The organism is Pseudonocardia sp., assembly GCF_035305885.1.
Classification (GTDB): Bacteria; Actinomycetota; Actinomycetes; order Mycobacteriales; family Pseudonocardiaceae; genus Pseudonocardia.
In genome coordinates, this window is the sequence record NZ_DATGOP010000153.1 from 1 (window position 1) to 21200 (window position 21200).

The window sequence follows — 21200 nt, forward strand, 5'->3', positions numbered from 1 at the left end:
TGCGCGCGGACCGAGAGCCGGGAGCGCAGGCCGCACCTCGCCCACACCGAGACCCCGACACGCGCGCACCGAGACCCCGACTCGCGCGCACCGAGACCGCGACTCGCGCACATCGAGACCGCGACACGCATGCACCGAGACCCCGACTCGCCCGGACGGAGACCGCGACTCGCCCGCACTCACAGCGCGACTCGCGCACACGGAGAGCGCGACTCGCCGGGGGTGGGTCAGGCCAGGCGGCGGCGGGCGGCCGCCACCATCGCCGGGACGGTGTCGGCGTCCTCGGGTAGCGCGTCGAGCGGCCACCAGCACAGGTCGTCGGACTCGTCGCTGATCCGCGGCACCGCCCCGGCGGGCGCCCGCACGAGGAACCGGACGTCGAGGTGGCGGGTCGGCACGCCGAGCGAGCAGGTGATCGGGTGGACGTCGACGTGCAGCGGCTCCGGGTCGATCACGAGCCCTTCGATGCCCGACTCCTCGGCGGCCTCCCGCAGCGCCGCGTCCGCGAGCGAGGCGTCGCCGGGCTCGCAGTGCCCGCCCAGCTGGATCCACCGCCCCACCCGCGGGTGCAGGGTGAGCAGCGTGCGCTCCGCGGCGGCGTCGACCACGAGCGCCGACGCGGTGAGGTGGCCGGGCACGCACGAGCGCGAGCACGCGTCGTCGGGGCGGGCATCGATGAAGGCGAGCAGCGCGTGCCGCAGGCCCTGCTGGCCGGGATCCGCCGGCTCCCAGGCGCGCAGCTCCGCCGCCGCCGTGGCTGGCGCTACCACTCGACGAGCCCGATCGCCGGCTCCCCGGGCGCCCGCGGCTGCGGCGGCTCGGCCGGCACGCCGACGCCGACGGCGCCGCGCAGCTCCCATCCCGGCGGGATGTCGACGTACGCGCCGACCGCGTGCTCCGCGACCGGCCCCGTCCAGTACGAGGCGAGGCCATCGGCCGCCAGCGCGACCCGGAACGCGTGGACGCCCGCGCCCGCGGCGAGCGGGTCGGCGCCCGCGGAGAACGCGAGCACGAGCTCGGGGGCGCGCGCCAGCCGCTCGTCGGCCAACGCCGCGACGAGCGCCGCGCGCCGGCCCTTCTCGCGCATCCAGGCGAATCGGATCGTCGGCTCGGTGGCGAGCGCCGCGCCGACCGCACGGCGCACCGCGGCGGCGTCCACCTCCTCGTCGGCGAGCTCGTCCGGGTCGGGGCGCAGCAGGACGGTCTCGCGCCTGCCCCGGGCGATGGCCTCCTCGGTGCCGAGCCAGAACAGGTCCTCCTCGACCGGGCGGACGAGGTCGCGCGCCGTGGAGCCGTCGTCGACCGGGTGCAGGCCCCGCACCACCGCGACCGGCAGCCCGCCGAGCTTCCCCTTGGCCAGGTCGGCCGCCGCCGCCACCTCGTCGGCCAGCGCGACCTCGGTGACGAGCAGCTCGTTGCCCTCGGCGTCGTGCGCGCCCTCGTAGCGGTGCAGCACGGGCAGCCCGGCGGAGCCGATCGCGACATCGGTCTGGCCCACCCGCCAGGTCCGGCCGAGCGTGTCGGTGACGATGACCGCCACGTCGACGCCGCGCAGCCGCTTCAGGTCGGCCCGCAGCCGGGCGGCGCTCGCGTCCGGGTCGGCGGGCAGGAGCGCGAGCTCGTCGCGGCGCACGTTCGAGCCGTCGACGCCCGCCGCGGCCTGCACGATCCCGAGCTTGCCCTGGACGATCAGCGTCTTCCCGCGCCGGGCGAGCACCCGCTCGGTCTCGGCGAGGACGAGTTCGCGGCGCAGCGCGTCGCGCGCCTCCGGGTCGGTGGGCGCGGGCACGAGCCTGCCCTCGACCTTGGACACGACCTTGGACGTGACGACCACGACGTCACCGTCCTCGAGCCACGGCGCCGCCGCGGCGAGCGCGCCGGCCAGGTCGTCACCCGGGCGGAACTCCGGGAGCCCGCGAACCGGGAGGACGGAGAGCCCTTCGGGGGCGGCGTGGTCACGCAACGGTCGCCCCCGCGAGCTCGAGGGCGCGCCGGGCCATCGCCGCGGTGGCCTCGACGTCGGTCATCAGCAGCGGCACCGACCGCACCTCGACGCCCGGCACGTCGGCGGTGTCGCCGCTGTGCACGAGCCAGCCGTCGAGCACCCCGCCCGCGGAGCGCGCCCCGAGGTGCCGCCCGACGGCCTCGGCCGTGGTCTCCACGCCGATCGCGGTCAGGCACGCATCGGCCATCCCGCGCACCGGCTTCCCCCCGATGATCGGCGAGAGCCCCACCACCTTCGCCTTCGTCTCGCGCAGGGCGTCGCGCGCGCCGGGCACGGCGAGGATGGTGCCGATGCTGACGACCGGGTTCGACGGCGCGAGCAGCACGGCGTCGGCCTCGAGGATCGCGTCGCGGGCGGCGGGCAGCAGGGTCGCCTGGTCCGCGCCGACCGAGACGATCTCGTGGGCGACCGGCTCTGCGTGGTAGCGCACCCACCACTCCTGGAAGTGGATGGCCTTGCGGGCCTGCGGCCCGGTCTCCGGGTCGTCCACGACGACGTGGGTCTCCACGCGGTCGTCGGTGGCCGGGAGCAGCCGGGCGCCGGGGCGCCAGCGGGTGCACAGCGCCGCGGTGACGTCGGAGAGCGCGTAACCGGCGCGCAGCATCCGGGTGCGCACGAGGTGGGTGGCGAGGTCCCGGTCGCCGAGCCCGAACCAGGTGGGTTCGGCGCCGTAGGCGGCGAGCTCGTCGCGCACCGTCCACGTCTCGCCGACCCGCCCCCAGCCGCGTTCGGTGTCGATGCCGCCACCCAGGGTGTACATGCAGGTGTCGAGGTCCGGGCAGATCCGCACGCCGTGCATCCAGACGTCGTCACCGACGTTGACGACCGCGGTCACCTCGTGCGGGGACTCGCCCTCCCCCACCGCGGGCAGCCCGAGCGCCGCCTTCACGCCGAGCAGGAACCGGGCGCCGCCGACACCGCCCACCAACACCGTCACCTTCACGCGCGCGAGCCTACGCGCGCGTGATCACCCTGCGTCCGCACCCGCGCGCCATGCGACGAGAACCACCTCGTCCACCAGGTGCTCGACCTCGGCGTCGGTGGGCGGGACGCCGACGAGCACCCGCTCGCGGACGAGCACCGCCGGGAGGCGCAGCAGCGCGGGGCCGGGCCGGGCGGGTAGCTCGCCGCGGGTGGTGGCGCGGTCGGCTATGGCGGCGAGCGCGTCGTGGGCCGTGCCGTCGTCGAGGGCGTCCAGGATCGCGGCGCGCAGCCGGGGTCGCGTTCCCCCTCGGCCAGGACGCCCCACAGCGCGGACGACGGGATGCGGCGGGCGTGCGCGGCCAGCGCGGCCATGAGGGCGACCAGGTCGCCGCGCAGGGAGCCGGTGGGGTCCGGCGCGGCGGGGGCGCGGGCGGCGTACCGGATCGCGGCCAGGACCAGGTGCGCGCGCCCCGGCCACCGCCGGTAGAGGACGGGCTTGCTCGTGCGGGCGCGCTCGGCGACGGCGCCGACGCGGAACGCCGCGAACCCGACCTCGTCCAGCTCCGCCCACACGGCCTCGACGATCGCGCGCTCGAGCTCGGCGCCGTGCCGGCGAACTCCCATGGTCGCCACCCTAAGACACTTGCCGTATCTTCTTGGAGATACCGCCCGTATCTTGGCGGCCGAGATGCCGCTGCCCAGACCGTTCCGCCGGGTCGCCCGCGCCCTGAACCCGGCGGTGCTCCCGCTGGCCCGGCGGGTGCGCCCGCTCGCCGTCGTCGAGCACACGGGGCGCCGGACCGGACGCCGGTACCGCTCCCCGGTGATGGCCTTCCCGTCCGACGGGGGATGGCTGATCGCGCTCGCCTACGGCGAGGACGTGCACTGGCGTGCCAACCTGGAACGGTCCGGCGGCGGACGGCTGGTGCAGGGCGGGGTCGCGGCGGACGTCGCACTGGTGGGGGTGCGTGACCGCGCCGAGGTCGGTGACCGGCTGCCGGGGTGGGCGCGGGCGCTGCTCGGCCCGGCGGACGTGCGCCGCTTCGTCGAGCTGGCGCCGCCGGCGTGACCCCGAGCGGGATCAGTCGGGCAGCGTGGAGGCGCGGATCACGAGCCGGGTGGGCATCTCCAGCGTGCCGCGGTGCGGCCGCCCGCCGACGGCGTCGAGCAGCATCCCGGCCGCGCGCCTGCCCAGCTCCTCCAGCTCGAGGTCGACGGTGGTGAGCGGCGGCCGGCAGGCCAGCGCCATCACGTCCCAGTTGTCGTAGCCGGTGACGGCGACGTCGTCGGGGATGCGCCTGCCCAGCTCGCGCAGCCGCTCGCACACGCCGCGGGCGATCTGGTCGCTGCCGCAGGACACGGCGTCGAGGTCGGGGTGGGCGCGCAGCAGCAGGTCCACCGCGGCCCGCCCCCACCGCTCGCTCCACTCCCCGTAGAGGGCCGGCCCGCGGAACGCATCGCCCGCGGTCTCGGCGGCGGCCACGGCGCGTTCGACGGCGCTGCGGTGCCGCTCCGGGCCCGTGACGTGGGCGATCGCGGTGCGGCCGGTGTCGAGCAGGTGCCGGACCGCGCTCGCCGCCCCGCCCTGGTCGTCGACGAGGATCGACGCATCGGCCGGGTCGGTGGAGGCGGAGAACGCGTACACGACCGGGATCGGGACGTCGATCGGGGCCCGCGGCTCGGTGCGCCTGCCGGTGACGATGATCCCGTCGACCCGGCGGGCGAGCAGCGTACGGACGTAGTGCTGCTCGCGGACGGGGTCGTCGCGGGTGTCGCACAGCAGCAGCGCCATCTCGCCCGCCGACAGCGCGTCCTCGGCGCCGAGCATGATCGGGATGCTGAACCGACCCGAGCTGTCGGTGGTGATCAGCCCGACGGTGTAGCTGCGCCCCGACGACAGCGCGCGCCCGCGGCCGTCCGGGGTGAAGCCGAGCTGCTCGGCGGCCCGCCGGACGCGCTCGCGGGTCTCCGGACGCAGCTGCCCGGTGTCGTTGAGCGCCTTCGACGCGGTGCCGGGCGAGACCCCGGCGAGCGCGGCGACGTCGGTGATGCGGACGACGCCGGTGCGGCCACTCGTCACCCGGCACCCCTTTCCGCTCGTTCCGACGTCGATCGCAGCCTACCCCGGCAGCCTGGCAGTTCGCCTTGACGGGGCCGCATCCACGCGCCTACGGTCTGCCGGAAAACGAATTCCTAATTTTCCGTACGCTTCAGGAGCGGCATGACGGCGACTTCGTCCTCGACCAGCACGCGCGGCCCCGCCGCCCCGACGCCGACGGCCCGTGCCGCGCTGCGCCCGCTGGGCCTCGGCGACGTGCGCATCGGCGGGTTCTGGGCCGGGCGGCAGCGGGCCAACGCCGCCGCGATCCGGGTGGGGCGGGAGCGCCTGGAGGAGGCGGGCAACCTCGAGAACCTGCGCATCGCGGCCGGCCGGTCGAGCGGGGAGCCGGTCGGTCCGGTCTTCGCCGACTCGGACGTCTACAAGTGGCTCGAGGCGGTCGCGTGGGAGTACGCCCGCGAGCCGTCCGACGAGCTGCTTCGGCTGCAGCGCGAGGTCACCGACGTCGTCGCGGCGGCGCAGGCCCCCGACGGCTACCTCAACTCGGTCGTGCAGGTCCGCCACGGCGACCGGCGCTACACCGACCTGCCGTGGAGCCACGAGCACTACTGCGCGGGCCACCTGATCCAGGCCGCGGTGGCGCAGGCGCGCTGCACCGGCGACACCGCGCTGCTCGACGTCGCGGTGCGGTTCGCCGACCACCTCGCCGACACCTTCGGCCCGGACCGCCGCCACGACGTCGACGGCCACCCGGTGATCGAGATGGCGCTGGTCGAGCTGCACCGCGAGACCGGCGACCCGCGCCACCTGGAGCTCGCCCGCTACTTCGTCGACGCCCGCGGGCACGGGCTCATCGCTGCGTACGGGAAGGAGCCGACCTACTTCTCCGACCGGGTCCCGGTGCGGGAGGCCACCACCGTCGAGGGCCACGCCGTCCGCGCGGTCTACCTCGCGGCGGGCGCCGCCGACGTCGCCGCCGAGCTGGGCGACGCCGACCTGCTGCGGGCCCTCGCCACCCAGTTCGACCACATGACCGCCACGAAGATGTACGTCACCGGCGGGCTGGGCGCGCGCTGGGAGGGCGAGGCGTTCGGCGACCCCTACGAGCTGCCCACCGACCGCGCCTACGCCGAGACCTGCGCGGCCATCGGCGGCGTGCAGTGGGCCTGGCGGATGCTGCTCGCCACCGGCGACGCCCGCTACGCCGACGCGATCGAACGGATGCTCTTCAACGGCTTCCTGTCCGGGGTGTCGCTCGCGGGCACCGAGTACTTCTACGTCAACCCGCTGCAGCTGCGCAGCGACGCCCACGCCGACGGCAACCGCTCCCCCGCCCACGGCAGGCGCGGCTGGTTCGACTGCGCCTGCTGCCCGCCCAACGTCATGCGCACCCTGGCCGGGCTGGAGGGCTACCTCGCCACCCGCGACGACCGGGGTGTCCAGCTGCACCAGTACGCGCCCGGCACGATCACCGCCGGTGCGACGACGCTGACCGTCGAGACCGACTACCCGTGGGACGGGCTCGTGCGGGTGCGCGTCGACGCCGCGCCCGGGCCGGTCCGGCTCTCGCTGCGGGTGCCCGCGTGGGCGGGGTCGGCCACGCTCGACGGCACGCCGGTGCAGCCCGGCTACGCGGCGGTGGACGCCGCGGCGGGCGACGTCGTGGAGCTGCGGCTGCCGATGGACGTGCGCACCACCACGGCGCACCCGCGCGTCGACGCGGTCCGCGGCTGCATCGCGCTGGAGCGCGGCCCGCTGGTGTACGCCGCCGAGCAGGCCGACCACGCCACCCCGGTCGACGACCTGCGCATCGACCCCGACGCGCCGCGGTCGAGCGAGCACCGCCCCGACCTGCTCGGCGGCGTCACGGTCGTCACCGCGGGCGGGCTCACGCTCGTGCCGTACTACGCCTGGGCCAACCGCGGCCCCGCCCCCATGCGCGTCTGGCTGCCCACCGCCTGAATCGCCGGCCCGCAGGAGAGGACGATGACGACCTCACGACGCGGCTTCCTCCGCCTCGCCGGCCTCGGCGCGCTCGCCACCGCGCTGCCGGCGTGCAGCTCGGTGCTGCCGGAGCCGGACACCACGGCCCCCGGCTTCGGCACCTCGGCCACCGGCACCGTGCGCGTGTGGTGCCGGGCGGCCACCCAGGCCGGGCTGACCGACCTCGTCGAGCGGTTCAACGCGAGCCAGGACCGGCTCGTCGTCGAGCTCACCCCGATCCCGGACGTCCAGTACGTCACGAAGCTCGCCACGGCGATCCGGGCCCGGGACGTGCCGGACCTCGTCGACATCGACGACATCAACTCGCTGCTGTTCGTCTTCCGCGACGCGTTCACCGACCTCACGGACCTGATCGCGCAGCTGGACTACGCCGACCGGCTCAGCCCGGGGCACCTGGCGCTGGCCACGGTCGGCGAGCGCCGCTTCGCGGTGCCCTACCTCGCCGACAACTCCGCCCTGTTCTGCAACACGCGCCTGTTCGAGCGGGCCGGGCTCGACGTCGACGAGGCCACCACCGACCTGGACGCGCTGCTCGACGCCGCCCGGCGGATCACCGCCCTGGGCGGCGACGTCCGCGGCTGGTCGTTCCCCGGCAACGCCCAGGGCGCGCTCGGGTTCGTGGTCCAGCCGCACGTGTGGGCCGCCGACACCGACCTCATCACGGGCGAGGTCGGGGCCCAGACGGGCAACGTGCTCGGCAACGAGGCCGTGGCGCGGATGCTCGAGTTCTACCGGGCGCTGTGGGTGGACGGGCTCGTGCCGCCGGAGAACTTCGCCGACGACGCCTCCCGCTGGGGCGCGGACTACCGGGCGGGGCGGATCGGGATGTTCCCCTCCAACTACAGCACCGTGACCTCGGACGCCGACCCCGACCTCGTCGCCGCCACCACGGTCCGGCTGCTGCCCGGGCCGGACGGCGGCCGGGCGTTCTTCGACGGCGGCGACAACATGTGCATCCCGCGGGGTGCCGCGAACGCCTCCGGGGCGTGGGAGTTCGTGCGGTTCGCGCTCGACCTCGCGCAGCAGTCGGCGCTGCCGGAGGGCGGCTACACGCCCGTGCGCAGCGACGTCGCGACCCCGGAGTTCGCGGCGCGGTACCCGCTGGTCCTGCCCCCGCTGCTGGAGCAACACGAGGGCTATGCGCCCAGGACGCTCCCGTACAACGAGATCTTCAACCAGCCGGACGGCCCGTGGCTCACGATGTTCCGCCGCGCGGTCTTCGACGGCGAGATCGAGGCTGCCATGGCTGAAGCGCAAGACGGTTTCGACCGCATCCTCGGGCAGGCGAGCGCATGAGCGCCGTGCTGTCCGCGCCCGCGGCGGCGCCGACCGACGCGGCACCCGCCCGCCGCGCGCGCTCGCTCACCCACCCCCCGCGCACCGGGCTGCTGCTCGTCGCACCCGCGCTCGCGATGATCGCGGTGTTCGCGCTGGCGCCGCTCGCGTTCGCGCTCGGCATCTCCTTCACGAACTGGCCGCTGATCGGCGAGGTCGAGTTCGCGGGCCTCACCAACTACGTCAACATCGGCAACGACCTCGGCTTCCTGCGCGCGGTCGGCTACACGCTGCTCTACACCGCCATCGTCACGCTCCCGATCCTCGTGCTCGGCTACGCGCTCGCGGTGCTGGTGCGCACCCGGCGCCGGGGCGCGACGCTGCTGCGCACCGTCTTCTTCCTGCCGTTCGTGGTGGGCCTGACGACCCTGTCGTTCATCGCGCTGCTCGAGGCGCAGCCGGGGAGCGGCGCGGTCAACCTGGTGCTGGCCGCCCTCGGCCTCACCGACGGCAGCACCGCGTGGCTGGTGGACGGCCGGCTCGCGACGGTGCTGATCTCGGTGCTGGTGATCTGGGGCGTCTCGGGCCTCACGATGCTGCTGCTGATGTCGGGCATGCAGGCCATCCCGCGCGAGGTCTACGAGTCCGCCGACCTCGACGGCGCGAGCTGGTGGCAGCAGGAATGGCGGATCACGATCCCCATGCTGCGCCGCACGATCGCGATGAGCCTCGTGATCTCGGTGATCGGATCGCTGCTGGCGTTCACCCAGTTCTACATCCTGACCAGCGGCGGTCCGGGATCTGCGACCACGACCGTCGTACTCCACATCTACAAGCGGGCGTTCGTGCAGCTCCAGCTCGGCTCGGCGACGGCGCTGTCGATCGTGCTCGTGGTCGTGGTCGCGCTGGTGACGGCCCTGCAGCTGCGGCTGCTGCGCGGCGAGGAGTGAGCATGAGCAGCACGTCGAGCAGGAACGACACCGGGCGGCGCGAGACGCGCACCAAGCGGGTGCTCTACGCGGTGGGCGGCACGGGTGCCTTCGGGGTGTTCACCGTTCCGCTGGCGTGGGGGTTGTTCCGGTCGGTGCAGCCGGGCGAGGTGATCGTCGCCGCGCCCGACCCCGCGACGTTCTTCGACCTCACCGCGGAGAACTTCGTCGCGCTCGTCACCGGGCCGGGGAACCTGATCCGGGCGGTCGGCAACAGCCTCGTCGTCGCGCTCTGCACGGCCGCCCTGACCACCGTGCTCGCCACCGCGGCGGGCTACGGCTTCGCCCGGTTCCGCTTCCGGGCGGCTCCGGTGGCGTTCGCGCTGGTGGTCGCGTCGATGATGGTGCCGTTCCAGGCCATCCTCACGCCGCTGTACCTGCAGATGAACCTCATGCGGCTCACCGACAGCCTGCTCGGGCTGGTGCTGTTCAACACCACGGTGAACCTGCCGTTCGGGGTGCTCGTCATGCGCAACGCGTTCTCGTCGGTGCCCGGCGAGCTGGAGGACTCCGCGCACATCGACGGCGCGAGCACGTTCCGGATCGTCACGTCCGTGCTGCGGCCGCTGATCCTGCCCGGCGCGGCGACCGTGGCGCTCTACGCGTTCCTCGCCGCGTGGACCGAGTTCCTCGGCGCGCTCACCTTCCTCACCGACCGCGACCTCTACACGCTGCCGGTGGCGATGGTGAACCTGCAGCAGGGCACGTACGGCGACATCAACTTCGGCTACATCGCGGCCGGGTCGGTGATCGCGATGATCCCCTGCGTGGTGCTCTACGTCGCGCTGCAGCGCTTCTACGTGGCCGGCCTGGCCTCGGGCGCGGTGAAGGGCTGAGCCCGGCTCACATGGCTCGGTAGTCCTTCGGCGCGAACCGCGGCCCGAAGCGCGGGCGGCGGAACCCCGACGCCTCGATGTAGCGCACCGCGCGGTGCCGCTGCGGCGCGTACGGGGCGAGCTCGGCGAGCATCCCCGCGTCGTCGAGGGGGCGGCCGAGCAGCGCCCAGCCCACGACCGACGGGATGTGGAAGTCGCCGACGCTCACCGCGTCGGCGTCGCCCCACGCGCGCTGGGCGACCTCGGCGGCGGTCCACACCCCGATGCCCGGCACCTTGCGCAGGAGCTCCCGCCCGCGGGCGCCGCCCAGCTCGCAGGCGGTCTCCAGCCGGTGCGCCACCGCCGCCGCGGCCAGGATGGCGCGCCTGCGGGCGAGGTCGACGCCCGCCTTGTGCCACTCCCAGTCCGGGATCGCGCGCACCTGGGCCGGCGTCGGCGGGACCCGCATGCCGTCCGGGACGGGGCCCGGCGCCGGCTCGCCGTAGCGGCGGCACAGCTCGCGCCACGAGCGGCGCGCCTCGGTGCCGGTGACCTTCTGCTCCAGCACCGCGGGCACCAGCACGTCCCAGACCCGCATGGTGGCGCCGAGGCGCAGCCCGGGCATCCGCTTGGCGGCGTCGGCGACCAGCGGGTGGTGGGCGACGAACTCCTCGGGTCGGTCGTTCGCGCCGAGCAACGCGGGGAGCCGGTCGAGCGACCACGCCGCGCCCGGCCCCCACGCGTCGGCGACCACGGCGCCGTCGGAGCGCCGCTGCAGCGCCACGGTGACCGGGCCGTCCGGGGTGGTGCCGGTGCGCCAGATCGCCGAGCCGTCGGCGTGCCAGGTGGGGTCGCCGCGGCCGCGGCGCAGCGGGGCGAGCACGCCGGCGACGTCGAGCGGGAAGCCCGGCCGCCACTCGCGCGTGCTCGCCCCGACCACGATCAGACGTCCGGGGAGAAGCGCAGGCCGTGCGGCGGCAGCACCACGTCGGGCCAGATGCGCATGCCGTGCCGCAGCTCGCAGTGGGCGCCGACGACGGCCCGGTCGCCGATCACCGCGTCGTAGACGGCGGCGCTCTCCTCGATCCGGGCGCCGTTGCCGACCACCGAGTTCACCACGCGGGCGTTGTCGGCGACGACGGCGCCGTCGAACAGCATCGAGCCGTCGACGCGGGCGCCCTTGCCGATCTTCACGCCGCGCCCGACGACCGTGCCGCCGAACACGCGCGCCGTGCTGTCGACCTCGGCGCCCTCCAGCAGCAGCTGCTCGCCGGTCGGGCCGGGCAGGGCGGCCGACGGCGCGACGCCGCGGACCAGGTCGGCCGAGCCCTTCACCAGGTCGAGCGGGGTGCCGAGGTCGCGCCAGTAGGCGGAGTCGACGTGGCCGGAGACGCGGGCGCCGGACTCCAGGAGCCCGGGGAACGTCTCGCGCTCCACCGACACCGGCCTGCCCTCGGGGATCTGCTCGATCACCTCGCGGCGGAACACGTAGCAGCCGGCGTTGATCTGGTCGGTGGGCGGGTCCTCGGTCTTCTCGAGGAACGCGGTGACGCGGCCGTCCTCGTCGGTGGGGACGCAGCCGAACGCGCGGGGGTCCTGCACCCGCACCAGGTGCAGCGTGACGTCGGCCTCGGTGCGCCGGTGGGTGTCGACGACGGCGGTCAGGTCGGTGCCGCACAGCACGTCGCCGTTGAACACCAGGATGTCGCGCGCCGACAGGTACTTGTACACGTTGCGGATGCCGCCGCCGGTGCCCAGCGGCTCGTCCTCGACCACGTACTCCAGCTCGAGGTCGAGCGGTTTGCCGTCGCCGAAGTACTCGGAGAACGTCTCCGCGAGGTACGAGGTGCCGAGCACCACCCGGCGCACGCCCGCGGCCCGGATCCGCGAGAGCAGGTGTGCCAGGAACGGCACGCCGGCCGTCGGCAGCATGGGCTTGGGGGCCGACAGCGTGAGCGGCCGCAGCCGCGTTCCCTTGCCGCCGACCAGCACCACGGCCTCGACGTCGTCCAGCACGCGCTCTCCTCCTACGTCCAAGGGTCAAAGTGCGCGGCGCGCGAGCGCCGCCAGCGCCCGCGCCGGTCCGCGAGCGCGGTCGCGCACGAACCGGTGCAGCCCGGCCGCGTGCGGCTCCAGAATGCCGTGCCCGTCCACGATCGTGTCACCGGGCTCGACATCGATCACGACATCCGGGACGAAAACGACGAGCCACCCGGCCCGCCCCATCCGATCCCCGAGGTCGATGTCGCAGAACCCGCCGGGTCCGTCCAGGTAACGGGCGTCGAACCCGTCGACGGAGTCCCACGCGGAGCGCTGGACGAGCAGGGCGGCGCTCGACAGCCACCCCGTCGGCCCTGGCCCCGCGGGCCCCGGGATGCGGCCGCGGACGGCGTCGCGCAGGCGCGGCACCGGCCCGCCGGTGCGCCCGGTGGCCCCGTGCTGCGCCGGTCCGAGCAGCCCGGCCCTGGGGTGGCGCACCGCGGCGGCGCGCAGGGCGTCGACCGCCCCCGGCCGCCAGCGCACGCCCGGCGCGGTGAGCACGACCCAGCCCACCTCCCGGGCCAGCCCGGCCACCCCGCGGTTGACCGCGGCGGCCCAGCCCACGTCCTCGGGCAGGCGCACGGCGTCGCCGCCCCGCTCGGACGAGGCGGTGTCCACCACCACCAGGGGCAGCTGCTCGGGCAGCGTCGCCCGCAGCCCCTCCAGCGCCGGCCGCCCGCGCCGGGTGACGGTGACGGCGGCCAGCGCGTCGCCGTACTCCCGCACCGGATCGCTCTCCACCGCGCGCAGACTAGCGGTGATCACCGACGCCCCACCGCCGCGGCGAGCTCCGCGATCTGCGCGGGCCCCACGCGGCAGCAGCCCCCCACGATCCGGGCGCCGAGCTCGATCCAGCGGCGGGCGTCGGCGGCGACGAAGCGGGAGGGGCCGGTCCACCCACCCGCCCAGCCCTCCCCGCTGTTGGGGTAGGCGACCACCGGCTTGCCGGTGACCTCGCGGGCCAGCGCCACTGCGGCGGGCACGTCCGCGGGCGCGCAGCAGTTGACCCCGACGGCGACGATCCCCGGCGCGTCCGCCGCCACGGCGAAGGCGTCGGCGAGCGGCTGGCCGGCGCGGGTGCGCTCGCCCGCGACGCTGTAGCTCAGCCACGCGGGCACCCCGATCCCGGCGACGGCCTCGACGAGCGCCTCGGCCTCGTCGACGTCGGGCACGGTCTCGAGCGCGAGCAGGTCGGGCCCCGCGGAGGCGAGGACCTCGATCCGCGGCCGGTGCCAGTCCCGCAGCGCCGCGACGGGGAGCCCGTAGCGGCCGCGGTACTCCGACCCGTCGGCCAGGACGGCCCCGTACGGGCCGACCGAGGCCGCGACCCATCGCGGGCGGCCGTCGGGCGGCGCGGCCTGCCTCGCCAGCTCGACGCTGCGGCGCAGCAGCCGCTCGGCCCCCTGCCGGTCGACGCCGCGGGCGGCGAGCCCCTCGAAGGAGGCCTGGTAGCTCGCGGTGATCGCGATGTCGGCGCCGGCGGCGAAGAAGTCGCGGTGGACGGCCGCGATCTCGGAAGGCGCGTCGAGCAGCAGCCGCGCCGACCACAGCGCGTCGGACAGGTCGTGGCCGCGCGCCTCGAGCGCGGTGGCCATGCCGCCGTCGGTGACGAGGACGGCCTCGGGAAGCGGGAGGCCGGTGCCCGGCTCAGTACTCGTCGGCATCCACCCCGTCCAGCTCCGCCAGGGCGGCGAGGGCCGCCTCGTCACCCTCGGCGGCCGCCGCCTGCAGGTGGGGGCGCGCTTCCTCGCCCCGCCCCTCGTCCAGCAGGAACCGGCCGTAGGCGAACGCGGCCCCCGGCTCGCCGACCCGCTCGGCCTCCCACAGCTCCCGCTCCGCCGCCGCCACGTCACCGCGGGCGTGCAGGAACTGCCCGTAGGAGGTGTGGGCGCGCAGCGCGCGCAGCCGCGCGGCGCGCTGGTAGAGCGCGTCCGCGTCGGCGTAGCGGCCCTGCTGGGCGCGGACGTCGGCCAGGGCCAGGATCGTGTCGGGGCGCCGCTCGGAGGCGTACCGCTCGGCGGCCTCGACGGCGGCGGGCAGATCCCCCGCCTCGAGCTGCAGCGCCACCAGGTTGGCCGCGGCGAGCTGGTCGCCCGCGGCGGCCGCGTCGACGAGCACCCGGACGGCCTCGCCCAGCCGCCGCTCGTCGCGCAGCAGGATCGCGAGGTCGTTCGCGGCCGGCACGTCCCCCGACCCCACCGCGAGCCGCAGCACCGCCTCGGCCCGCTCCCGCTCGCCGAGCTGCACCAGCGCGACGCCCATCCGCCCGGCGCAGCGCAGGTCGCCCTGCTCGACGTGCGGTTCCAGCAGCTCGACGGCCGCGCGCCAGCTGCCGCTGTCGAAGTAGGCGCGCACGAGCAGGTCGAACGCCGACGGGTCCCCGCCCGCCACGGCCCGGCGCAGCACCTCGGCCGCCTCGCGCGGGCGGCCGTCGGCGAGCAGCGCCGCGCCCTCCACCGCGAGATCCTCCGGTGAGGAATCCATCGCACCCCCTCGATCGGGTGGCGCGATGCTGCCACTACCGGGGACGGGTGTCACCGGCGGTACGGGGCGATGACCTTCCGGTACGCCGATCGGCGCAAGCCCTCCGGGACCAACCGATAGCCGCCCCTGACGACGAGGTTGCGCGCGAACTGGGTGCGCGTGGTGAACCCGAGCTGCCGGAAGCGCCGCTGCAGGGCGATCTCGGCGCGCAGCAGATCGCGCCCGCCCCTGCGGGCGTAGGCGCCCGCGCCCACGCGGTACTTCACGAGCGGCTCCGCGACGTTGGCCACCCGCGCGTCGGCGAGGATCAGCTTCGCCCACAGCAGGTAGTCCTCCATCTTCGCGAAGTCGGTGTAGCCGCCGACGCCGGTGACGAGCGCCTTGCGGTACACGACCGTCGGGTGGTTGAACGGGGTGGCGAACCGGGCCCGGCGGCGGATCTCCTCCGGGTCGGTCGGCACGGCCCGCAGCGCGCCCAGCTCCTCCGGGTCGTCGGCGAACTCGACCAGCCCCGAGCCGACGATGTCGGCGCCCGCCTCGATGATCGGCAGCTGCACCGCGAACCGGTGGGGCAGCGAGATGTCGTCGGCGTCCATGCGGGCCACCACCTCGTGGTGGCAGGCGGCGAGCCCGGCGTCGAGCGCGGGCCCGAGGCCGACGTTGCGCTCGAGCTCCACGACGTCGACCGGGACGGGGCTCTCCTTCGCGAGCTCGGTGAGCTTGTCCACGAGCGGGTCGGGCACCGGCCCGTCACGGACGATCACGACCTGGTCGGGGCGGCGGGTCTGGGCGTCCACCGAGGAGCGGAACGCGGCGTCGAGGAAGTCGGGGCGATCACCCGCCCAGACGGGCAGCAGAAGCGACAGCTGCTCGGACAACGCGCGCTCCCTCCGCTCCGGCCGCGTCCACCGGAGTAACGGTGTGCAACTGGCACAGCCGGGACGGCGGTCACCCGCGACACGCCCCCCGGCGTTCTGGACGAGCGCGTCCCGTGTTGCACCCTAGGAGAAGGAGGCGGAGCGCGACGACCGGAGGTGCACCGATGGAGGGACGGAGCACCACGCGGCCCCGTCCCGCCGCCTGGGACCGCCCCGCCCCCGCGCGCGGGTCCCGGCAGGCCGGCCCGCCCCGGCCGCGCCCGCGCCCCCGGCCGGTGCGCCCGGCCCGACCTCGCACGCTCCGCGACCGCCTCCGCACCGCGCTGGTGGTGGCCTCGGCGCTGGTCATGGTGCTCACCGGCACGGCGTGGACGCTGTACCGCGACATCACCGCCGGCATCACCACCACCGACGTGATCGCGGGCGGCGGGGACGGCGGCGACCTCAACATCCTGCTCGTCGGGGTGGACAGCCGCACGGACGCCCAGGGCAGGCCGCTGCCGCCCGAGGTGCAGCGGATGCTGTCGAGCGGCCCGGACACCGGCGTGCTCAACTCCGACACGATCATCCTGCTGCACGTGCCGGAGGGCGGCGGGTCGGCCACGGCGTTCTCCATCCCGCGCGACGCCTACGTCGACATCCCGGGCTACCGCCGCGACAAGATCAACGCCGCGTACCCGGCCACGAAGGCGCTCGCCGCCGAGCGGCTGGTCGCCGAGGGCGTGCGGGACCCGCAGCGGATCGAGGCCGAGTCGGCCCGGGAGGGCCGTACCACGCTGATCCGCACCGTCGAGCGGCTCACCGGGCAGACCGTCGACCACTACGCCGAGGTCAACCTGCTCGGCTTCTACAACCTCACCACCGCCATCGGCGGCGTCGAGGTCTGCCTGCGCAACCCGGTCGACGACCACCTGTCCGGCGCCCGCTTCCCCGCGGGCCCGCAGACGATCTCCGGCGCGGACGCGCTCGCGTTCGTCCGCCAGCGCCACGGCCTGCCCGACGGCGACCTGTCACGCATCCGCCGCCAGCAGGTGTTCCTCGCCGCGGTCGCCGACAAGATCCTCTCCACCGGCACGCTGACCGACCCCGCCCGGCTCGCCGCGCTGGTCGAGGTGGCCCAGCAGTCGCTGGTGATCGACGAGGGCTGGGACCTGCTCGCGTTCGCCCGGCAGGCCGCCGACATCGCGGCCGGGGACCTCAAGTTCGTGACCATCCCCACCAACGGCCGCGAGTCCAACGCGCGCGGCGACGTCGTCCTCGTCGAACCCCGGGCCGTCGAGGAGTTCATCGAGCGGCACATCGCCGAGCAGGAGGCGACCGAGCGGGCCGCCGCCGAGGCGGCCGCCGTGCAGGCCGCCGTGCCGCCCCCGCCGCCGGACCTCGTCGCGTCCCGCTACGTGGTGGACGTGCGCAACGGCTCGCGGCTGAGCGGCATGGCCGCGAACGTGGCCGACCACCTGCGCGGGCTCGGCTTCGCCCGCGGGATCGTCGACAACACCGCCGCCACCGAGACCTCGGTCGTCCGCTACGCGAGCCCCGACGCCGACGCCGCGCGCGCCGTGGCCGAGCAGCTCGGCGGCATCCGCACCGAGCAGGACGGGTCCGTGGCCCGCGGGCACCTGAACGTCGTGCTGGGCGGCGACTTCGACCCGGCCGTGGTGCCGACGGCGAAGCAGCCGCCCGCGCCGTCCCCGACGCCGCCCGCGACCACGCCGCCCCCGCCCACCGAGCCGATCACGGCGTCCGGGGTGCCCTGCGTCGACTGAGCGCGCCATAGGGTGGCGGGCGTGAGCCTGACCGCCGCCCTGCTCGGCCCGCTGCGCACCCCGAGCGTGGCCGCCCGCCCGCTGATCACGTTCTACGACGACGCGACCGGCGAACGCGTCGAGCTCTCCGGCACCACCACGGCGAACTGGGCCGCGAAGGCCGCCAACCTGCTGCGCGAGGAGTGCGACGTCGAGCCCGGCGCGCGGATCGCGCCGCTGTTGCCCGCGCACTGGCAGACCGCGGCCGTGCTGCTCGCGGCGTGGTGGTGCGGGGCCGAGGTCGTCCGCGACCCCGCGGGCGCCGACTGGGTGCTCTGCGACGCCGACCGCGTCGACGTCGCGCTGGCGTCCGGCCCGTCCGGCGGCGTCGTGGCGCTGTCGCTCGATGCGTTCGGCAAGGGCGTCCCCGGCCTGCCCGCGGGCGTGGTCGACTTCGCCACCGAGGTGCGGCTGCAGGGCGACGACTTCGAGCCGTGGGAGCAGATCCCCGACTCCGCCGCCGCCCTCGACGGCGCGACCGTCGCCGAGGTCCTCGCCGCCGCCCGCTCCCGCGCCGCGGAGCTCGGCCTCTCGCGCTCGGACCGCGTGCTGTCGACGCTCGAGTGGGACACCGACGAGGGCCTGCGCGACGGGCTGCTCGCCGTGCTGGCCGCGGAGGCGTCGCTCGTGCAGGTCCGCAACCCCGACGAGGCCGCGCTCGAGCGTAAGGCCGCGACGGAGCGCACCACGGTCCGGCTCGGCTAGCGCGGAGCCGGGCTCAGCGCGCGGGCGCGGGGGCGCGGTAGGCCAGCCGCCCCGGCAGCGCGAAGAGCCACGTGCCGCCCGCGGCCACCAGCAGCCGGTGCGTGAGCAGCGACAGCGCGGTGCACACGAGGGCGATCACCACGGGCAGCGCATACTGGACCGCTTGCGGGATCGCGACGTCGGCGAGCGGAACCATGACCACGGCGACCCAGAACACGTGGAGCAGGTAGACCGGCAGCGTCTGCGCACCCAGCGCCACGAGCGGGCGCCCCAGCCGGTACCGCGCGATCCACGCGGCGAACAGCACGCCGAAGGTCACCGCGAGCACGTTGAGCGCGAGCGCCACGCCCGGGACGGGGCGCAGGCCGAGCGCGACCATGCCGACCGCGCAACCCACGCTCGTCGCGGCCGCGCCCGCCACCCGCAGCGCGGTGCTCGCGCCGGCCACGCGCTCGACGATCGTGCGGGCGTGCCAGCCGAGCAGGAAGAAGAACAGGTGGCGCGCCATGCGCGTCCAGACGTCCTCCTCGAACTGCACGATCTCGGCCCCGACGAACGCCGACAGCACCCCGGCAGCGCCCAGCTGGAGCCACACCGGCAGGCCCTTGCCCAGCTTGGCGAGCACGGCGAACAGGGCGAGCGCGTAGATGAACCACATCCCCGAGCCGGGGATCAGCGGCGACAGCGCCAGCGCCACGGGATCGGTGTCGTCGACGTAGGGGTCCACGGCCGCGACGGCGGGGATGTGGAAGAACGCGAAGCGCAGCAGCGTCCAGAGCACGAACAGGTAGGCGAAGAACGCGACCCGCTTGTGCAGCAGCACCCGCCACGGCGCCGCGAGCGGCCGCGCGACGAACAGCCCCGAGACGAGGAAGAACAACGGCATGCGCATCGACGCGAGCGCGGTGTTGGCCGCCACGACGGCCGGTGGCACGAGCCCGGAGGTGTGCAGGAACGACACCGCGTGGTGGGCCACCACGAGCAGGATCGACATGCCCTTGGCCGCGTCGACCCAGGCCAGCCGTGACGAGTCGAGCGCCGGGAGCAAGGACAGTGGGGAGCTGTGTCTCGCCGACATCGTGCGCCGGAGGATGTCATCCCGCGCGCTGCCGCACAACCGGTGACCGCACCGTCACGGGTCGATCATGACCTGGAGGTTCACCGCAGGAGCGCCCGCGCCATCACCATCCGCTGGATCTGGTTCGTGCCCTCGTAGATCTGGGTGATCTTGGCGTCGCGCATCATGCGCTCGACCGGGAAGTCCTTGGTGTAGCCGTACCCGCCGAGCAGCTGCACGGCGTCGGTGGTGACGCTCATCGCCGTGTCGGAGGCGAAGCACTTCGCGGCGCTGGAGATGAAGCCGAGGCCCGGCTCACCCCGCTCGGCGCGCGACGCGGCGACGTAGACGAGCTGGCGGGCGGCCTCCACCTTCATCGCCATGTCGGCGAGCATGAACTGGATGCCCTGGAACTCGGCGATGTGCTTGCCGAACTGCTTGCGCTCCTTGACGTAGGCGGTGGCGGCGTCCAGCGCGCCCTGCGCGATCCCGACCGCCTGGGCGCCGATCGTCGGGCGGGTGTGGTCGAGCGTGGCCAGCGCCGTCTTGAAGCCGGTGCCCTCGGCGCCGATGATCCGCTCGGCCGGGATGCGGCAGTCGTTGAAGTAGATCTCGCGGGTGGGCGAGCCGTTGATGCCGAGCTTGCGCTCCTTCGCGCCCACCTCGAAGCCGGGGTCGTCGCGGTGCACGACGAACGCCGAGATGCCGTTCGCGCCCTTCTCCGGGTCGGTCACCGCCATCACCGTGTACCAGGTGGACTCGCCCGCGTTGGTGATCCAGCACTTGGTGCCGTTCAGCACCCACGAGTCGCCGTCGCGGCGGGCGCGGGTCTTCATGGAGGCGGCGTCCGAGCCGGCCTCCCGCTCGGAGAGCGCGTAGCTGATCATCGCGTCGCCCGCGGCGATCGACGGCAGCACCTCGCGCTTCAGCTCGTCGGACGCCGAGAGCAGGATCGGCGTGAGCCCGAGCCCGTTGACCGCCGGGATGAGCGACGACGACGCGCAGACCCGCGCGACCTCCTCGATCACGATGCACCCCGCCAGCTCGTCGGCGCCCTGCCCGCCGAACTCCTCGGGGATGATGACGGCCTGGAACCCCGCCTTGACCAGTGCGTTGTGCGCTTCCGTCGGGAAGCGGCCCTGCTCGTCGACCTCCGCGGCGTACGGGGCGATCTCCTTCTCGGCGAGCGCCCGCACCGCCTCGCGCAGCGCCTCGTGCTCCTCGCTGAGCCGGTAGGTGTCGAAGTCGGGGTTCATGCCGGCCAGCTTAACGGCACTCAGTGCCGTTGTACACCGGTCCCTGTTACTCTCCGTGCCATGAATGTCCGTCGTGGCCGCTCGGCCGAGGGACGAGCGGAGGTGCGGCGCGCGCTCGTGGCGGCGGCCGTGCGGCTGTTCCGCACGCGCGGCTACGAGGAGACGACGGTCGACGACATCGCGGCCGCGGCGGGCGTCGGGCGGCGGACGTTCTTCCGCTACTTCCCGAGCAAGGAGGACGCGATCTCGCCCGACCACGAGGTCGCGCTGGCGCGGGTCGACGAGGTGCTCTCCACCGCGCACCCGACGGAGCCCACCGCGTCGCTCGTGGTGCGCGCGGGCGAGACGGTGTTCGACCTCTACGCCGACGACCCGGAGCTGTCGGTCGAACGGTTCCGGCTCACCCACGAGGTGCCCGCGCTGCGCGACCGGGAGTCGGCGCGGGTGGACCACTACCGCCGCCTGTTCACCCGCAGGCTGCGCGAGCGCTACGCGGGCGAGCCGGACGGCGACCTGCGCGCCGCGGTCATCGGCGCCGCCGTGGTGGCGGCGCACAACCTCGCGCTGCGCGGGTGGCTCGCCGCGGGCGGGCGGCCGGAGGAGCTGGAGCACTACCGGCAGCGGTTCCGGAAGGTCGTCGACCTGCTGCCGCGGGAGCCCGGAGAGCCGGACGTGACCGAGCGGCTCGAAGCCGCCGTCGCCCGCCTGGAACGGCACGCCTGACGGCGGCAATGGGGGACAACCCCCATGTGGAAGGTGAGGCTGGCAGGAGTCCGACGGAGGGACAGCGGGGTGGCAACGGCCCGTCCCGGTGCCGGATCCTTCTTCCGTGCCGCAGACGGCGCTCCGGCGGAACGGAGATCGACGATGAGCACGCAGGCGCCCCCCTCAGCCGACGTGGACT

At 75.1% G+C, this 21200-nt stretch carries 21 protein-coding genes; 8 read left to right on the plus strand and 13 right to left on the minus strand.

Going from position 1 to position 21200, the window contains the following annotated elements; translation table 11 throughout:
- Positions 1-227: 227 nt before the first annotated feature.
- The 4 genes from VKZ81_RS34725 to VKZ81_RS34740 form a co-directional block, all read right to left on the minus strand.
- Positions 228-770, minus strand: coding sequence for an NUDIX hydrolase (locus VKZ81_RS34725; RefSeq protein ID WP_324246014.1), 543 nt, complete (start codon positions 768-770; stop codon positions 228-230).
- A complete protein-coding gene (locus VKZ81_RS34730) occupies positions 764-1963 on the minus strand; it encodes a coenzyme F420-0:L-glutamate ligase (protein ID WP_324246015.1) in 1200 nt (399 codons plus the stop codon). Before VKZ81_RS34730 ends, VKZ81_RS34725 begins: the two co-directional genes overlap by 7 nt.
- A complete protein-coding gene (gene cofD, locus VKZ81_RS34735) occupies positions 1956-2948 on the minus strand; it encodes a 2-phospho-L-lactate transferase (protein ID WP_324246016.1) in 993 nt (330 codons plus the stop codon). Before cofD ends, VKZ81_RS34730 begins: the two co-directional genes overlap by 8 nt.
- A gap of 206 nt (positions 2949-3154) precedes the next feature.
- Positions 3155-3553 (minus strand): helix-turn-helix domain-containing protein, encoded by a 399-nt coding sequence (locus VKZ81_RS34740; RefSeq protein WP_324246017.1) that lies wholly within the window; start codon positions 3551-3553, stop codon positions 3155-3157.
- Between the two features lie 64 nt (positions 3554-3617).
- On the opposite strand from VKZ81_RS34740, the gene VKZ81_RS34745 reads away from it, so the two are divergent.
- Positions 3618-3998, plus strand: a complete 381-nt coding sequence (locus VKZ81_RS34745; protein ID WP_324246018.1) for a nitroreductase family deazaflavin-dependent oxidoreductase — start codon at positions 3618-3620, stop codon at positions 3996-3998.
- Positions 3999-4010: 12 nt separating this feature from the next.
- On the opposite strand, the gene VKZ81_RS34750 is transcribed toward VKZ81_RS34745, so the two are convergent.
- Positions 4011-5009, minus strand: a complete 999-nt coding sequence (locus VKZ81_RS34750) for a LacI family DNA-binding transcriptional regulator (RefSeq protein WP_324246019.1) — start codon at positions 5007-5009, stop codon at positions 4011-4013.
- A gap of 141 nt (positions 5010-5150) precedes the next feature.
- Between VKZ81_RS34750 and VKZ81_RS34755 the strand changes: the two genes are divergently transcribed.
- The 4 genes from VKZ81_RS34755 to VKZ81_RS34770 are packed head-to-tail and all read left to right on the plus strand — an operon-like array spanning position 5151 to position 10092.
- Positions 5151-6950: a glycoside hydrolase family 127 protein gene (locus tag VKZ81_RS34755; RefSeq protein ID WP_324246020.1), complete on the plus strand. Its 1800-nt coding sequence runs from the start codon at positions 5151-5153 to the stop codon at positions 6948-6950.
- A gap of 24 nt (positions 6951-6974) precedes the next feature.
- Entirely contained in the window at positions 6975-8288 is a 1314-nt protein-coding gene (locus VKZ81_RS34760) for an ABC transporter substrate-binding protein (protein WP_324246021.1), read from the plus strand.
- Positions 8285-9217: a carbohydrate ABC transporter permease gene (locus VKZ81_RS34765; protein WP_324246022.1), complete on the plus strand. Its 933-nt coding sequence runs from the start codon at positions 8285-8287 to the stop codon at positions 9215-9217. The genes VKZ81_RS34760 and VKZ81_RS34765 overlap by 4 nt, the downstream gene beginning before the upstream one ends.
- A 2-nt stretch (positions 9218-9219) precedes the next feature.
- Positions 9220-10092: a carbohydrate ABC transporter permease gene (locus tag VKZ81_RS34770; protein WP_324246023.1), complete on the plus strand. Its 873-nt coding sequence runs from the start codon at positions 9220-9222 to the stop codon at positions 10090-10092.
- 7 nt (positions 10093-10099) lie between these two features.
- Here the strand turns inward: VKZ81_RS34770 and VKZ81_RS34775 are convergent, their stop codons facing one another.
- From VKZ81_RS34775 to VKZ81_RS34800, 6 genes are read right to left on the minus strand one after another with little or no spacing between them, the layout of a single operon-like run.
- Complete coding sequence (locus tag VKZ81_RS34775) at positions 10100-11011, minus strand: DNA-3-methyladenine glycosylase family protein (protein ID WP_324246024.1); 912 nt, start codon at positions 11009-11011, stop codon at positions 10100-10102.
- Positions 11012-11013: 2 nt separating this feature from the next.
- Positions 11014-12084 (minus strand): mannose-1-phosphate guanylyltransferase, encoded by a 1071-nt coding sequence (manB, locus tag VKZ81_RS34780; protein WP_324246077.1) that lies wholly within the window; start codon positions 12082-12084, stop codon positions 11014-11016.
- Positions 12085-12111: 27 nt separating this feature from the next.
- Complete coding sequence (locus VKZ81_RS34785; RefSeq protein WP_324246025.1) at positions 12112-12852, minus strand: glycosyltransferase family protein; 741 nt, start codon at positions 12850-12852, stop codon at positions 12112-12114.
- 20 nt (positions 12853-12872) lie between these two features.
- The gene (gene mmuM / locus VKZ81_RS34790) at positions 12873-13775 is read right to left on the minus strand and encodes a homocysteine S-methyltransferase (RefSeq protein WP_324246026.1); all 903 of its coding nucleotides are present in this window, start codon (positions 13773-13775) and stop codon (positions 12873-12875) included.
- A complete protein-coding gene (locus tag VKZ81_RS34795; RefSeq protein WP_324246027.1) occupies positions 13759-14595 on the minus strand; it encodes a tetratricopeptide repeat protein in 837 nt (278 codons plus the stop codon). Before VKZ81_RS34795 ends, mmuM begins: the two co-directional genes overlap by 17 nt.
- Positions 14596-14645: 50 nt before the next feature.
- Positions 14646-15473 (minus strand): glycosyltransferase, encoded by an 828-nt coding sequence (locus VKZ81_RS34800; RefSeq protein ID WP_324246028.1) that lies wholly within the window; start codon positions 15471-15473, stop codon positions 14646-14648.
- A 164-nt stretch (positions 15474-15637) separates the two neighbouring features.
- Here VKZ81_RS34800 and VKZ81_RS34805 point away from each other — a divergent pair, with 164 nt between their 5' ends.
- Positions 15638-17239 carry an LCP family protein gene (locus tag VKZ81_RS34805; protein WP_324246029.1) on the plus strand — a complete coding sequence of 534 codons (1602 nt, stop codon included), beginning with the start codon at positions 15638-15640 and terminating at the stop codon, positions 17237-17239.
- A gap of 21 nt (positions 17240-17260) precedes the next feature.
- Positions 17261-17983: a TIGR03089 family protein gene (locus VKZ81_RS34810; RefSeq protein WP_324246030.1), complete on the plus strand. Its 723-nt coding sequence runs from the start codon at positions 17261-17263 to the stop codon at positions 17981-17983.
- A gap of 13 nt (positions 17984-17996) precedes the next feature.
- Here VKZ81_RS34810 and VKZ81_RS34815 read toward each other — a convergent pair whose 3' ends face one another.
- Positions 17997-19031, minus strand: coding sequence for an acyltransferase family protein (locus tag VKZ81_RS34815; protein WP_324246031.1), 1035 nt, complete (start codon positions 19029-19031; stop codon positions 17997-17999).
- A 110-nt stretch (positions 19032-19141) separates the two neighbouring features.
- Positions 19142-20296, minus strand: a complete 1155-nt coding sequence (locus VKZ81_RS34820; RefSeq protein ID WP_324246032.1) for an acyl-CoA dehydrogenase — start codon at positions 20294-20296, stop codon at positions 19142-19144.
- Between the two features lie 60 nt (positions 20297-20356).
- Here VKZ81_RS34820 and VKZ81_RS34825 point away from each other — a divergent pair, with 60 nt between their 5' ends.
- Positions 20357-21019 carry a TetR family transcriptional regulator gene (locus VKZ81_RS34825; RefSeq protein WP_324246033.1) on the plus strand — a complete coding sequence of 221 codons (663 nt, stop codon included), beginning with the start codon at positions 20357-20359 and terminating at the stop codon, positions 21017-21019.
- Positions 21020-21200 lie beyond the last annotated feature (181 nt).

What these genes read in the sequence shown, in the direction of transcription:
- VKZ81_RS34740 (WP_324246017.1), bottom strand. Translation starts at nt 3,553, where the DNA reads ATGGGAGTTCGCCGGCACGGCGCCGAGCTCGAGCGCGCGATCGTCGAG.
- VKZ81_RS34745 (WP_324246018.1), top strand. Translation starts at nt 3,618, where the DNA reads ATGCCGCTGCCCAGACCGTTCCGCCGGGTCGCCCGCGCCCTGAACCCG.
- VKZ81_RS34755 (WP_324246020.1), top strand. Translation starts at nt 5,151, where the DNA reads ATGACGGCGACTTCGTCCTCGACCAGCACGCGCGGCCCCGCCGCCCCG.
- VKZ81_RS34760 (WP_324246021.1), top strand. Translation starts at nt 6,975, where the DNA reads ATGACGACCTCACGACGCGGCTTCCTCCGCCTCGCCGGCCTCGGCGCG.
- VKZ81_RS34765 (WP_324246022.1), top strand. Translation starts at nt 8,285, where the DNA reads ATGAGCGCCGTGCTGTCCGCGCCCGCGGCGGCGCCGACCGACGCGGCA.
- VKZ81_RS34770 (WP_324246023.1), top strand. Translation starts at nt 9,220, where the DNA reads ATGAGCAGCACGTCGAGCAGGAACGACACCGGGCGGCGCGAGACGCGC.
- mmuM (WP_324246026.1), bottom strand. Translation starts at nt 13,775, where the DNA reads ATGCCGACGAGTACTGAGCCGGGCACCGGCCTCCCGCTTCCCGAGGCC.
- VKZ81_RS34795 (WP_324246027.1), bottom strand. Translation starts at nt 14,595, where the DNA reads ATGGATTCCTCACCGGAGGATCTCGCGGTGGAGGGCGCGGCGCTGCTC.
- VKZ81_RS34805 (WP_324246029.1), top strand. Translation starts at nt 15,638, where the DNA reads ATGGAGGGACGGAGCACCACGCGGCCCCGTCCCGCCGCCTGGGACCGC.
- VKZ81_RS34820 (WP_324246032.1), bottom strand. Translation starts at nt 20,296, where the DNA reads ATGAACCCCGACTTCGACACCTACCGGCTCAGCGAGGAGCACGAGGCG.
- VKZ81_RS34825 (WP_324246033.1), top strand. Translation starts at nt 20,357, where the DNA reads ATGAATGTCCGTCGTGGCCGCTCGGCCGAGGGACGAGCGGAGGTGCGG.